The 13,120-nt window shown below is 63.5% G+C and carries 17 protein-coding genes; all 17 read left to right on the top strand.

The features are described 5' to 3' along the window. Positions 1-60 precede the first annotated feature (60 nt). The 17 genes from ACYCUK_RS01590 (at position 61) to ACYCUK_RS01510 (ending at position 13,061) form a co-directional block, all read left to right on the top strand. Complete coding sequence (locus ACYCUK_RS01590; RefSeq protein WP_461593089.1) at positions 61-3,561, top strand: toprim domain-containing protein; 3,501 nt, start codon at positions 61-63, stop codon at positions 3,559-3,561. 406 nt (positions 3,562-3,967) lie between these two features. Beyond that, positions 3,968-4,234 (top strand): hypothetical protein, encoded by a 267-nt coding sequence (locus ACYCUK_RS01585; protein WP_461593088.1) that lies wholly within the window; start codon positions 3,968-3,970, stop codon positions 4,232-4,234. Continuing rightward, entirely contained in the window at positions 4,231-4,611 is a 381-nt protein-coding gene (locus ACYCUK_RS01580) for a hypothetical protein (protein WP_461593087.1), read from the top strand. Before ACYCUK_RS01585 ends, ACYCUK_RS01580 begins: the two co-directional genes overlap by 4 nt. A 97-nt stretch (positions 4,612-4,708) precedes the next feature. After that, positions 4,709-5,503: an A1S_2505 family phage non-structural protein gene (locus tag ACYCUK_RS01575; RefSeq protein WP_461593086.1), complete on the top strand. Its 795-nt coding sequence runs from the start codon at positions 4,709-4,711 to the stop codon at positions 5,501-5,503. A gap of 10 nt (positions 5,504-5,513) precedes the next feature. Further along, on the top strand, positions 5,514-5,711 hold the full coding sequence (locus ACYCUK_RS01570; RefSeq protein ID WP_461593085.1) for a hypothetical protein: 198 nt from the start codon (positions 5,514-5,516) through the stop codon (positions 5,709-5,711). 106 nt (positions 5,712-5,817) lie between these two features. After that, a complete protein-coding gene (locus ACYCUK_RS01565; RefSeq protein ID WP_461593084.1) occupies positions 5,818-6,342 on the top strand; it encodes a nucleoside triphosphate pyrophosphohydrolase family protein in 525 nt (174 codons plus the stop codon). Positions 6,343-6,352: 10 nt separating this feature from the next. Continuing rightward, positions 6,353-6,658 carry a heavy metal-binding domain-containing protein gene (locus ACYCUK_RS01560; protein WP_461593083.1) on the top strand — a complete coding sequence of 102 codons (306 nt, stop codon included), beginning with the start codon at positions 6,353-6,355 and terminating at the stop codon, positions 6,656-6,658. Between the two features lie 175 nt (positions 6,659-6,833). Beyond that, positions 6,834-7,046, top strand: a complete 213-nt coding sequence (locus ACYCUK_RS01555) for a hypothetical protein (protein ID WP_461593082.1) — start codon at positions 6,834-6,836, stop codon at positions 7,044-7,046. A gap of 434 nt (positions 7,047-7,480) precedes the next feature. Beyond that, positions 7,481-7,921, top strand: a complete 441-nt coding sequence (locus ACYCUK_RS01550; RefSeq protein ID WP_461593081.1) for a hypothetical protein — start codon at positions 7,481-7,483, stop codon at positions 7,919-7,921. A gap of 2 nt (positions 7,922-7,923) precedes the next feature. Continuing rightward, positions 7,924-8,331 carry a peptidyl-tRNA hydrolase gene (locus tag ACYCUK_RS01545; RefSeq protein ID WP_461593080.1) on the top strand — a complete coding sequence of 136 codons (408 nt, stop codon included), beginning with the start codon at positions 7,924-7,926 and terminating at the stop codon, positions 8,329-8,331. Positions 8,332-8,368: 37 nt separating this feature from the next. After that, complete coding sequence (locus ACYCUK_RS01540; protein ID WP_461593079.1) at positions 8,369-8,536, top strand: hypothetical protein; 168 nt, start codon at positions 8,369-8,371, stop codon at positions 8,534-8,536. Between the two features lie 32 nt (positions 8,537-8,568). Further along, complete coding sequence (locus tag ACYCUK_RS01535; RefSeq protein ID WP_461593078.1) at positions 8,569-9,174, top strand: hypothetical protein; 606 nt, start codon at positions 8,569-8,571, stop codon at positions 9,172-9,174. Between the two features lie 154 nt (positions 9,175-9,328). Then, positions 9,329-9,634: a TraR/DksA family transcriptional regulator gene (locus ACYCUK_RS01530; protein WP_461593077.1), complete on the top strand. Its 306-nt coding sequence runs from the start codon at positions 9,329-9,331 to the stop codon at positions 9,632-9,634. Continuing rightward, positions 9,627-11,531: an AAA family ATPase gene (locus ACYCUK_RS01525; RefSeq protein WP_461593076.1), complete on the top strand. Its 1,905-nt coding sequence runs from the start codon at positions 9,627-9,629 to the stop codon at positions 11,529-11,531. The genes ACYCUK_RS01530 and ACYCUK_RS01525 overlap by 8 nt, the downstream gene beginning before the upstream one ends. Positions 11,532-11,554: 23 nt before the next feature. Continuing rightward, the gene (locus tag ACYCUK_RS01520) at positions 11,555-11,773 is read left to right on the top strand and encodes a hypothetical protein (RefSeq protein WP_461593075.1); all 219 of its coding nucleotides are present in this window, start codon (positions 11,555-11,557) and stop codon (positions 11,771-11,773) included. Next, on the top strand, positions 11,773-12,000 hold the full coding sequence (locus tag ACYCUK_RS01515) for a hypothetical protein (RefSeq protein WP_461593074.1): 228 nt from the start codon (positions 11,773-11,775) through the stop codon (positions 11,998-12,000). The genes ACYCUK_RS01520 and ACYCUK_RS01515 overlap by 1 nt, the downstream gene beginning before the upstream one ends. Before the next feature lie 194 nt (positions 12,001-12,194). Further along, a complete protein-coding gene (locus tag ACYCUK_RS01510; protein ID WP_461593073.1) occupies positions 12,195-13,061 on the top strand; it encodes a hypothetical protein in 867 nt (288 codons plus the stop codon). Positions 13,062-13,120 lie beyond the last annotated feature (59 nt).

Raw genomic sequence — 13,120 nt, 5'->3', positions numbered from 1 at the left:
CAGAAGTTAGCCGCTTCTGAGGCATCCGTATCGCCGATCACCCCCACAAGTGGTGATAAAATGAGTATAGCACATTCCGCATCAATAGCAACACCCACGGTAAACCAACCAGCAGAAACGCCAGGAATCGTCCTGGATATCCTGCAGGCCGCCGGCTTACCGGTCCGGACCTCCGGTTCCGTCTGGTTGCGGGCTCCGGCCACCTGGCGGGGCAGCGCCGACTACAACCTGGCGATCCATGCCGAAACGGGGGCCTGGCGCCTGCATTCCACGGGGGAGCACGGTTCTTTCGCCGACCTGCTGGAACTCCTGGGCCTCGACCCGGAAACTGGACAAGGACTCGTGCGCCCCGGCCAGAAAGCCGCATCCGTCTCCCGCAAACACACCGCCACCACGCAAGGACAGGCGCTGGCGCTCTGGCGCCAGGCCTTCTCCGTGAGCGACCAGGGAGACTACCGTCCTCCCTTTCCCGAACTGCGGGAATGGCGCGAGGCCGCCATGCGCTATCTGCGGGGAAGGGGAATTCCGAACGGGGCCGTCCAGCATGCCGCCCGATACCTTCGGATCATCCCGGAACCCGCCAGTGAAAAGGGTCTGCTCCTGCTGGTGCCCTTGTATGCCCCCGAACTCGGCGCCAAGGAGCCGACCGGCTTGCAACGCATCCGGATCGACCGGCAGGGCAACCGGTTTCCGTGGAAGCCCGCCGGCGGCGGTGCTCCGGAGGCCAAACGTATGATCGGTCCCCGAAAACTCGGGCCCAACGAAGTCAGCACCGGCTGGCTGTTGCCACCCCTGAACCTCGCCCAGACCGATCCGCTGCTGCTGATCTGCGAAGGGCCGGAAACCGCCATCGCGCTGCAGGCCATCACCGGCGCCGCCGTCTGGTGTCTGACCAGCGCCGACGGTCTGGACCGTGCCCGTATCGAATTCCTTAAAGAATTGGGGATCCGCCGGGTTTGCGTGGCCGGAGACCATGATCCTGACGGCCGCGGCCAGACGGCGGCCGCGCACCTGGGTCAGCGATTGCATGCCCGATTCCCGGATTGGGACGTCACCCTGGCCCTTCCGCCCCAAGCCGGGGAAGACTGGCTGGATATCCTGGCGGGGCAGGGCGCCGAACAGGCCCTGGTTCTCTTCCGGCAACAGACCGTCGAGGTCGGGGATCCCCCGGACCCGGAAAACCCTTCGTCGAAATTCGTCGGTGGGATACCCGCTTCGGTCTCGAACGCCGGACGGGAGGTGCCCGTGGCCCGGAACTGGCGCCCGTCCGTCCAGGCCGAAGTGCTCCCGGTGGGGGTACCGGTGGCCGTGGCCCAGCGTCAGGTGATCGATCGGCTGGTGTCCGCTGTCCGTGCCCAGGCCCAATGGCAGGAAAACATCGAGGACGGCACCCTGCCGGCGGGCACGCCGCTCCCGGGTAGCCAGGTGCTGGAGGTCACGACGGGTACCGGAAAAAGTCGCGCCCTGCTGCAGTTGGCCCACGCGGCGCGACAGCGGCGGGTGCCCGTTTTCGTCCTGACGGCCAACCTGGATCTGGCCCAGTCGGTGGCCGCCGATATCGGTGGCGTGCTGCACCGGGGCCGGCAGTACGCCCCGGGCGAGGCGCACCATTGCCATCAAGCGGGGAAAGGCGGCACGGTGGCGCGTCTGGGGGAGGCCCGTCGGCAGGTCCGGGCCATCGGCTGCGTGGGTTGCCCGCATCAGGCCAGGAACGAATTGGACAAGGCTCAGACGCCCGCTCGCCGACAGGAAATTGAAGATCAGGCGCAACGCAACGGGTGGCAGGCCATCCGGACCTATGATCATTGCGACTGGCTGGACGCCCAGGCACGGGAGGCCCAGGAGCTGATCGTGGTGGGGGCCAAAGGTTCGGTTTCGCCGGCGCTGACCCAATACCGGAAGAACGGGAAATCCTGGCCCCGGCTGCTGCTCGTCGACGAAGAAACCGATCTGATGGATGCCTGGTCGGTCGAGCAGGACCAGTCGGCCGACTGGCTGCAACGGGTCCGGCAGGAGATCACCCGGCTCTCCCAAGCAACCTATCGCAAGCCGGAACAGGCCCGGAAGGCCCAGGACTGGATTGACTGGCTGAAACAGGCCGAACCGGTGCTGGAACAGCTCATCCGGATGCAGGCGGACAGTGTGACGGGCGGCATCTGCAGCCTGACGGATTGGCCCGAGTGGCGACGGCTTGCGGATCTGGCGCCCCTGATCCAGGATGCCGCTGTTCCCCACGAACGGGCGTCGGCGGTGTACGGACAGCCGCTGCAGGCCCCGTTGCGGGGCTTCGTGGACCTGGGCTGGGGTCTGGCGCACCAAACGGTGACTCTGGAGAACGGCGTCCTGCATTGCCGTACCCTGTCGGCCACCGGAAAGCTGCTGCTCCAGCGCGAGCATACTCTGGTATTCCTGAACGCCACCCCGTCCCGTGCGCTGGGCGCCGCGGTCCGTGCGCAAGGCGGGCAGGTGGACACCATCCTGGTGGAGCAAAACATTGATCTGATCGAATACCCGCAGCGGGCCCATCTCCGGGGCGGGTTCCAGGGCCCGGACGGGCCGCGCCGGCTGGCGCTGGAAAAAGCGCGGCTGGAGGTGGCCCGCAACCTGGCCGGTCCGGGCATGGCGGTCGTGACCCACCGGCCGTTGGCCGAGGAACCCCTGCAGGACGGCTACTACGGCAGGGATCACCTGGGCCACAACCGGTACACCGGACGGCCGCTGGTGCTCTTCGGGGACCCTTTGGCGCCTCCGGATGAATTACGCCGGGCCTACCTTGGCGATCGGGCGCTGGCACTGGCCGCCGGCGCTTCGGAATCCGATTGGCCGGGCTGGGCTCCGGAAAGGGTGACCAACGCGTGGGTGCCGACCGGGACGGAGGAAGTCCAGTCCAGGGTCGCCTTGCCGGCCGATCCGCGGATCCGCGATTGGTGGCTGGAGCAGGTCGAACGTATCCTGGTCCAGGGGGTCGGGCGGGTCCGTGGCGCCCGTGCCCAGCAACGGATATCGGTCTACCGGTTCGGCGGCATTCCGGTTCGCTGGCACCGGTATGGGTTGCGGGCCGAGCGTCGGGAGGACCCGGCCGGCATGGGCCGTAGTCGTCAGGAGTGGGCGCTGTCCGAGCAACGGGGCGCTATACAACGGACATGGCAGGCCATTGTTCAACTCGAGGAGAAACGCATGACGGTCAGTCGCCGCAACATCGCCAAAACGCAGGAAGGTCTTGGAATGGAGACCCTGTCGCCTGGAACCTACCAACGGTTTCTGGCCTGGGCCAAGAGGCACCGTCCGCAACCGGGACCAGAACATCTGATGGGGGCGGACCTGTTTCGGATGATGGCCAAGATGGCGGCCGAGATCGAGCCCTTGGTGCGCTGGCCGGAAGTCGCGTTGCCGACCGCCCGGATGGACGAAGTGGCCGCCGAACTGGCCAATCCGGAACCAGGGTCGATCGCCGATGATCTCATTCGGACGAGCGTGCTCGCCTGGCATGACGCCCTGCGCGCGTTGGGCCGGGTAAAGGACCGCGCCAAGATGCCAGCCGCAGTTTCCGGCTTGTTGTAACCCCCCCTTCGAATTACCCCCGCTGCCGTTCACCCGGCGGCTTTTCTACGTCCGTAGGGCGCTTACGGTCTGAAATGGCCGGATTCCATTCCTGGGTAGGACCGAGATCGGCCCGATTCGAGCCGGAAAGCGACGCCGAGCCCAGGTCGGGCGGGCACCGGAACGCTTCCCCCGGCGTTTCTCGGCCTCGGGTGGTACAGGTCTGGTATGGAACCGTATACCGATGGTGTACCGCTCCGGCGGTCACCTCTGATTTGTCACCAGAAGGCACGCGCCCCTGGTTCCCCAGGGGGCCAGCCCGCCAGGGAAGCGCGGGGTGGACGGGGGATCGGGTCCGGACTAGCGGGGAAGGGACATCGCGGCCATGACGATACGGGTAGTGCGCCTATATTAGGGACTATAGGCCATGAACCAGGAGGACATGATGGAGCGCGAAATGTTCCGAGTAAGCGGAATCTATCGGACGGCAGGCGGAGAGGTCGCCCGGCTGGAGTGGTTTCACTCAAACCAAAAGGTGTTCTCCGGCCAGATCCTGTTGCAGCCGGAAGCACGAACCGCAGACAATTGCTGCCGCGATGGCTGGTCCCGCGATCGGCTTTCGTGGGGAGAACGGGGCGAACATCCGGATGTCCGGCTGACACTGGTTCCACCCTTGTACCCGGTGCTATCATGATCGGGTCCCTGGTCCTCGTGTTGCTGGCGCTGGCGATCGGGTTTCTGACCGGCTATCGTTGGCGGCGCTACGAAGCCCAGTTCCTCCCGGAGCAGACCGGTCTGAACGATTTTGAGCTGGTGTTCGCCACGGCGCGCCAGCTGGAGGCTAAGCTTCGTAAACGGTATCCGGTAGCCGGCGGGGATGGTCCGGGGGTTGGCTTGCATGCCTACATCACACAGGCGGCCTACCGTGGCTGCCCGGAATCGATGATCACCCAGTTCCGGTTTCTGGCCACCATCCGCAACCGGATGGCCCATGACGCGGCCTTCCGGTTGAACAGCCGGACGCGCCGGCAGTTTTACCGTAGTGCGGCAGCTCTGAAAAAGCTGCCATGACCGCTATCCGGTTTCAGACGGGAGCAGAGCTCCCGTCTTTTCACGTCTGGCGCCCGCTCTGCCTATACTGGGCAGGCCCTTTGGACAGGAGTGTGAGATGATCAGCCTACCCGGTAGCACCAATGCCGAGTTCATAGCGAATTTCCGGCGATCGGTTTTCGTGTTCGGATCCAATCTGCAAGGCATTCATGGCGCGGGTGCCGCCCGCTTCGCCCGCCAGTACCGGGAGGCGGTTTTGGGCGTCGGCGAAGGTCCTACGGGGTCTTGCTATGCGCTGCCCACCAAGGCCACACCCCATGATGAGGAACAGTGGAAACTGAGCCATCTCCAGCCACATGTGGAGCGGTTTCTGGACCATGCCCGCGCCCACCCGGATCAGTATTTCCAGGTGACCGCGGTTGGTTGCGGCCTCGCCGGATTTTCCGCTGCGGATATCGCCCCTTTGTTCCGGGATGCGCCGGAGAATTGCTGGTTTCCCGGTCTATGGGAAAAGCTGCTGCGCCATCCCGGGATGCTCCGGGTGATTGTGGCCGGCGGCCGAACATTCGCCGACAAAAGCAAGGCGTTTGCCGAATTGGACCGGACGCTTGACCGAGCGCTCTCCGGGCAGCGGCCGGTCCAGGTCGTCAGCGGCCGGGCACGTGGCGCGGATACCTTTGGGGAAGAGTGGGCGCTGGCCCATCGGAACCAACTGGTGGCTCCCTTACCGTATGCGCCGTTCCCTTCACAATGGGAACGGTTCGGCAAGGCGGCGGGATTTATGCGCAATCAGGAAATGAGTTGGTACGGGACGCACTTGATCGCATTCTGGGATGGATTCTCCAGGGGCACCAAGAACATGATCGAAACCGCCAAACGGGACGGCTTGCACATAAAAATTGTCGAAATCTAGGAGGTTTTCCATGCCATCACAATTGCAACTGTTTTACCGGGCACACCGGGATATCGCGGATGGGAATCTACTTTTTCTGGAGATGGTGCACGACGGAATGACCCGGGAGGACCTGGCACGGAACATCGAGCGCCGTCCCCAGCTTTGGAGCCGGTTTTCGCATTGGCTTGCGCGGTTGCCCAGCGCGAAACCAATGGATCGGCCGTAAAAATCGTCGAAATCCAGGAGGATCCGATGTCCAAATGCAGCGAAGAACTTCAAACCATCCATGCTCGCTTAGTTAAGCAAGCTTAGGTCATCAGGGGGATTCAGATATGGCAGAAGATGATCTGGTATTAGATCGACTCCGGAAGATTCGGGCGGAACTGGACGCCGCCCGCGAACGCGATCACGAGATTCTGGTGCGTTTGAGCGGCATAGAGTCCGGACTTACCCGGTTGGAAAAGGCTGGAGCGGGAAATAGAGAGCCTGCGAAAGATGGCCAGGATGGGGCGGCCTGTCTGGAAAAAGAGTCCTCATCTGGTTGGCTTGGAACTCCGGAAGACGGGCAACTGTTCGACCGGGCAACGCAGCAGTGGGGCGTCGATGCGCAGCGGATGATGGCCGTGGGGGAGTGTGGCGAATTTCTGACCTTGTTCGGCCGTGAGTCCCAGGGCCGTCTGGAACCGGAAGCAATGATCGACGAGATCGCCGACGTGACCATCATGATGGCGCAGATGGCTCGAATCTACGGGCCGGAACAGGTTGCGGACCGCATCCAGTATAAACTGGACCGGATGCGCCGGAAGCTGGACCAGCAACGCGCCGGGGTCGCCGGGGCGAGTTCTTCCACCAGTTAAAGGAGAGATCATGAGTCAATCCATCCTGTTGTGCACTACGGACGACTTCCCTGGCGGATCGACGGTAACCGACTGCCATGGACTGGTTTTTAGTAGTTGTTCAGCTCATGCAATTGGGCAACGTGTTTCCGAGATAAAAGATCGGGCGCTGGAGAAACTGCGGACAGAAGCTGGAAAACTTGGCGCCAACGCGGTGATTGGCGTGCGGCTGGATGTTTCCGTTGCCACTCGTCCTGCAGACGGATTCAGCATGGAAAACGTGCTGACACTCGTGACTGCCTATGGAACCGCAGTATCGGTGACATCGACGGACTAAGCCGGACCGGCGTCGTCCCGGCGGAATACCGGTTTCTTTATCTTTCAGCAGCGAGCCCGCAAGGCTCGCTGTTTTTCTTTCCTCCTGTTGCGTATTGCAGTATACCGAAAGAAGCCGTATAATAGAACCTGTCGTTACAGAGGACGAGGCTATGTCGAATTCTAAGTTAGTTCCCTTGCGTCAATTAGACGAAGACGTTCTGGAAGAGACGTTGGCCCAATTCATGCAGGACCGTATCGAGAACGGGGCACTGGCCCTGGAAGACCTGCCGGTACGCTTGGTCCGCTATGGCCTGATGCGACGGGATGATTTCCTGGCGGAGATGCAGGAGCGGATGAACCATGCCCGCGAGGCCGACGAGAGTCTGGCCGCTCAACGAGCACCATAGCTATATTGGCACATTCGGGCAGGAAGCTCATCGGCCGAGCCGGGGTCTCTAAAACCTGTCGGGGCCGGGTTCGATTCCCGGGCTGCCCACCAACATTGTCAGGAGAACGCACCATGCGTTTAACCCCATCCGTATCCGACGTGTTCGCCGCCAATTCCAGTTCGGCCGTGGTCCCCCGACCTGGCAGACGGGGGTGGCGGCGACCTTGCGGAGGATGCAGGCGTTGCTGAACCAGGCCGTGGCCATGTCCGCGCCCATTCTCGAACCGTGGGACCGCGAAGAAGCCTGCCCGCCGGTTTCGACTGAGAAATTCTGCATGCACGCCTAGGTAGCGCACTCTGCCGACCGCCCTGTCCGGGCCACAGGACCACCGCCAGACCAAGTTCCCGTTGGTTTGGTTTTCTGTTGTCCTCTTGATCGAAAAGGTGTCTCCCATGAACACGAACACTGAAATTGCCGATTTTCCCGCTGTGGATTTTTCCGATGCCCACGCGATCCGTTGTGCGCTGTTCGAGACGCGTGAGGCCTACCTCGCCATGCGGGCGGCCTGGCGGGCGGCGCTGTCCGATCCGGCCCGCAAGGCGCAGGTCGGGCCGGAAGCCCATGCGCTGTATGCCCTGTTTCGGGGCGTTTCTCCGGTAACGGGGTTCTCCCCCGTCCAGTCCGCGGTCAAGCTGGCCAACGGCCGTCGTCCCCGCGACACCCTGGGCGCGATCCTGCGCCAATTTCAGGGCTGGAGACTCCGTGGCGGATGGGTCTATTCCGGTCGCGTCCTTGACGCCTGCGCGCTGTTTGGACCGACGGTAGGCTCTGAACAGCTCGTAAAGCTGCGGCCTTGGCTGGAACAGATCCGGACGAGTTCCGTGATGGGTTGACCATGCCTTCCGCCTACAGTATCCCGTATGTCTATGTCGTGGTGCGGCGGGATCTCCCGCTGCACCATCAGATCACCCAGGCATGTCACGCCGCCCTGGAGCTGGGCTTCGACGAGGAACGCCCAGGCCATCATCCGGTTCATCTGATCACCCTGTCGGTGGCGGACGAACCGGAACTGCTCCAGTTGGAGCAGCGCTTGACCCGTTCCGATATCCGGTTCCATCTGTTCTGGGAGCCGGATCCGGTTTCCGTTGGGGAAACCCGGCCCATGGGCGCCACGGCGTTGGCCACGGAACCGTTGCAGGGCAGCCGGCGCCAACCGCTGGCCCGGCTGTGCTTGTGGCGGCACGCGCCTCTGGCCAAGCCATGGGGGCCGCCGGTTGGGCAGGTCGGATCGCCCGGTTCCTAAACTCTGGCAGGTTCCTTGTTTTTGCTGGAGGCGGGATATGAAGGGGAAAGTCAAGAAGGACTATGCCGGTCCGGATCGGCAGCGGTTGATCGAAGCGGCCAGGAAGCAGTTGGCCGATGAGTCGCAGGCCGACCCGAAGCTCCGACAGGAGCTGGACCGGGCGCGGACCTATCGATTCTTTGGCGCCAGCCAGAGAAAACATTGAGCGGTTTCTTGACCAGACGAGGATCAAACCGGATGACAGCACAGAAAGTACGGAAACCAGTGGTGGCCGTTGACGCCGACGGCGTGATCCTCGACTTCGAGGCGCGATGGGTGGAGGTGGCGGAACAGACGCTGGGCCGGTCTTTGGTAAAGCAGAGCGCCGAGTATCACTTCATCCCCCGGTATGGGATCACCAAGGCGGAGTATGGCCAGACGTGGGATGCCTTCGACGCCATGGGGGGATGGGCGACACTTCCCTTGCTGGACGGCGCGGATGTCGCCCTGCGCCGGCTGGCGGAACATTACACGATCCATGTGGTGACCGGAATTGAACTCCGGTTCAAAGCCGCCCGCTGGGCCAACATCCGGCATCACGGTTTGCCCGTCCACGAGGTCCATGTCACCGGTCATCGAGATAACACCAAGGAGACCATCCTGCGGAATTTGCGTCCAGAGGCGTTTGTGGACGACCGGAGGCTGCACCTGGAACAGGCGCACCAAGCCGGAATTCGCCGGCTTTTCTGGGTGGACCGCGGGGACGAACAGGGGGCGCGCGCCCCTGGCGAAGCCCGGGGGGCAGCCTCCGATTTCGGCATTCGCCGGATTGGGTCGCTGCTGGAGATGGCCGAGCAACTCTAACGACAGTTACCCCGTTTGCGAGCGAGACCATCCGGTCTCGCTTTTTTCGGTCTACCGGGTGTCGGCGAGCGCCCTACGGCAGGAATGGCTTGGCGCTATACTGTTCCCATGCGCGATAACCATAACAACTCCAACCACGCAGGTAGCCCCCGACATGCCCGTTGCTGAAGACGAATTTCCCCGTAGTGCCGACCCGATCGACCAAGCGACGGTTACCGACGAAACCTTCCTGAAATATGCGAAGGCGGAACATGCCCGGCGCGTGGCCGCAGCCGCTCTGGAGCCCGCCGACGAAGACGCGGAAGGGAACCGGTATTGTCTGGACTGCGGATCCCTGATTTCGGAGGAACGCCGGCTCGTCATCCCGACTGCGGTTCGGTGCGTGGATTGTCTGACTCGACGGGAACGGCGGATCAAACTGGCCCGGCAGACGGGGGGGATCAGTTCGCGCGATGAGTAGGCTGTCGCCATTGCTTCGTTTCCTGCGAAAACACTGGTGGTTGCCGGTGTTCCTGCTCCTGGCGCTGGTGGGCTGGATGGCCTTTGGCGCCGGCATGGACGCGGGGTTCAAGGCCCAGCGGCATATCCGTCCTACCGCATCGGTGGGCTACCCCCAGTTCCTGCGGGACCTGCGGCACGGCTTGACGAAGGATGGTTCCCTGTGGGTCAGCGGTTCCACGGGAGACGTGTATTTCGACGGAAAGCTGGGGACCGCGACCGCTCAGAGCTGGCTGGTGCGGGATTTCGGCAAGGAGGTCACGCCGGCGGGGCTGACGGCCATCCGGCAGGCCCGATTGCCGGTGCACGGGAACATCGCGTTCGGCCTGACTCCGGCGGTACCGGCAACCTCCCAGCTGGCCTGGGCGGAGTTTTTCGACACGTTTGGCCGGATGGGCATGGGCCTGGTCTATCTGCTGTTTGCGGGGGTGATGCTGCTGTACGCCCGGCAGATGCTGGACGGCGTCGTCGGCAGCCGGATGCGGGTGGTGGATCAGCGAAGCAATCCTCCCCTACGCTTTTCGGACGTGGCGGGTCTGTCCGGACCCAAGCTGGAGGTTTCGGAAATGGTCGCCTATCTCCGGGACCCCCGTGCGCTGGCGGCTCTGGGCGGCCGGGCGCCCCGCGGAGTGCTGCTGTACGGACCGCCGGGAAACGGCAAGACCTTGCTGGCCAAGGCTGTGGCGGGGGAGGCCGGCGTCGCGTTCCTGGAGCAGGATGCCGCCAGCTTCGTGCAACTCTACGTCGGAGCCGGGGCCATGGCGGTGCGCAGGCTCTTCAAGGAGGCGCGCAAGCGGGCCCCTTGCGTGGTGTTCATCGACGAGATCGATGCGGTCGGTACCCGCCGGTTTGGTGGCGGGGCAGGGGGGCACGATGAGCGCCTGCAGACGCTGAACGCGCTCCTGGCCGAGATGCAGGGCTTCCAGGAAAACAGCGGGGTCATCGTCATGGCGGCCACCAACGCCCTGGAGCAGCTGGATCCGGCATTGACCCGTCCGGGCCGCTTCGACCGCAAGGTTCATGTCCCGATGCCGGGGCGCGAAGATCGCCGGGAGATTCTGGCCTACTATCTGGCCAGGCTTTCGCGGACCGAAGTGGATCCGGAACATCTGGCGGCGCGCTCCCAGGGGTTTTCCGCAGCGGATCTGGAGCATTGGGTGAACGAATCGGCGATCGAAGCCGCGCGCCAGCACGATGCCGTGGTGCGGGACTATCACTTCGCCCTGTCGCGGGACCGGATCCTGATCGGCCCCCGCAACTACGGGGTGACGCTGTCTCCCCGCGAGCGGGAGGTCACGGCCTGGCATGAGGCTGGCCATGCCATCGTCCGGTTGGCCACCGGGGGCCGCGTGGACAAGGTCAGCATCCTGCCTCGCGGCCAGGCGTTGGGCGTGACGGTCTCCATCCCGGACGAGGAAGACCGGTTGCTGGCGACGCGGGAATCGCTGCACCAGGAGCTCCAGGTGCTGATGGCGGGGCGGGCGGCCGAAGAGCTGTCGGTCGGCGTCGTCTCCGGGGGAGCCTCGAACGACATGGAACGAGCCAGTTTTCTCGCCCGGCAAGGGATCTCGCGGATGGGGTTCGGCAGCTTCGGACCGTACGTTCCGGAAGGCCGGGAGCTCACGGCGGAAGCGGAGCAGGAGGCCCGCCGTTGGGTCCTGGCCGCGCATGCGGATGCCAAGGCCATGTTGGACCGGCACCGGGAGGCGCTACGCTGGCTGCACGACCAGTTACTGGTCCACGAGGATGTAACCCTGGATCCCGCCACGATGCCGGAGATTCGCGGGGTCATGGCGCTTGCAGAAAACGAGAGTTTCGTATACCATAAGCAACTGGATGCCATACGGGGGGACGCATGAGAGCCGCACTGGTCCTGGTCAACATGGATTCGGAGGAGCACTTCTGCCATGTGTTCCACGGAGACAATCCGCTGCAGCAGGCGCATCAGATGTACCATGCTTTGAAAACCGATTTTTCCGATTTCGAGCCGGCGTTCGTGGCGGATGAAGCCGCCAAGCGGCGCTACGGGGAACGGGCGCTGGCTCGGGCACTGGCCCCCTTGGCAGAGCCAAGGAGCCATGTCACTACGGTGGGTTCGTGATGGACGGGCAGGATTGCGCCTCGCTGGAAGTGCAGCTTTCTCCGCCGGAAATGGAAGTCTTGGCCTTGCACTGGCTACGGACCTGGAGGCATCCCCGTTCCTGGCAGGTGGCCCAGGAACAGTTGGCATCCGGATGGCAGGAAGCGGTGTGCGCCGGGATCCGCAACAAGGCGGTGCTGTGGACGTTGCAGGAGGCCATGCAGGCCGAAGGGGCGGGGGACGCATGACGCTTCAGGGGGTAGTAGGGGCCGGGTCGTTGTTGGTCGCGGTGGGCCTGGCGGGAGTAGGGCCGGCCGTGGGGGCCGTTAATCCCTATATCGCGTTCACCCCGTATTTTCATACGCTGCCGCCGTCTTTACAGCAACAATTGCGAGCGTCTCCCAACAACGGGGTTGTCTTGCCGTACCTCACGCTTCCCCCCTTGCCCCGCCTGACCATTAACGCGCAGGCCGGGGCCAGCTGGCGCCTGGATGATGGCTACGGGCCCTGGACCGGAGACGGAGAAAGTCCCTTGGCGACCGCTGCGGACTATTCGGCGTATGATGAGGCGCAAACCAAGCTGTACCAATCCAATGTTCGAAACCTGGAGAAGTTCAATAAGTCATTCAAGGCGGACTTGAAGGCATATTCCGCGCGGTACCGGGATGGCATCCTGAAAATGGTGAATCAGAATAGGGCCTATCAGGGTGTCTTGTTGGCCTACCCGCAGGCGGTTACCAAGTCCTATGTCATTGGCTATTTAGTGGGCAGGGATCTCTTGTTTGAGTCGGCGGAACACCAATGGATCACTAGCCTGAATTCGGTGAAAACGCAATTGCAAGCCTCGTTGGGCGCTGATTTGGCAGACATTGAGGCCTACAACGGCCAGTCCAGCGAAGACCTATACGCCAGGAAGATGAACAGTCGGATGGTGGTCGCCGAGCGGGATAACCTGAACGCCGCATGGGCCCCCTTGGAGTCGCAACCATTGAAACCCCTGCGCGCTTATGAAGCACAGGAATTGACGGTCGCCGAGGCGGAGCGCATGACCTGGGGGGAAGCCCCGGCCTCAACGCCTCCGGCCTTGAACAGGGCGCCGGCTCGTCCCGGCTTGCGTAATCCGGAATCCGGAACACCAGGCGAAACACCGCAGGCTCCGACTGCTGCGGTGCCTTCTTCGTCAACCGGGTCCTTGGCGCAGTGGCTGGCCTTCCTGCTCCTGGCCGCGGGTGGCGGGATCTGGCTCTGGCGCAGACGTCGTCGCCGTCCGGGGGGTTCCCGTCCGGAATCCGAAACGCCGGATCCGTGAACGCTGGATGACCCCGCAGTGGGCGTCCCTATATTAGACAGACCCATGCCACAAGGACA

This window comes from Thiomonas sp. (genome assembly GCF_054608695.1).
The sequence above is the reverse complement of the archived record's forward strand: the minus strand, read 5'-3'. Positions and strand labels throughout refer to the sequence as shown.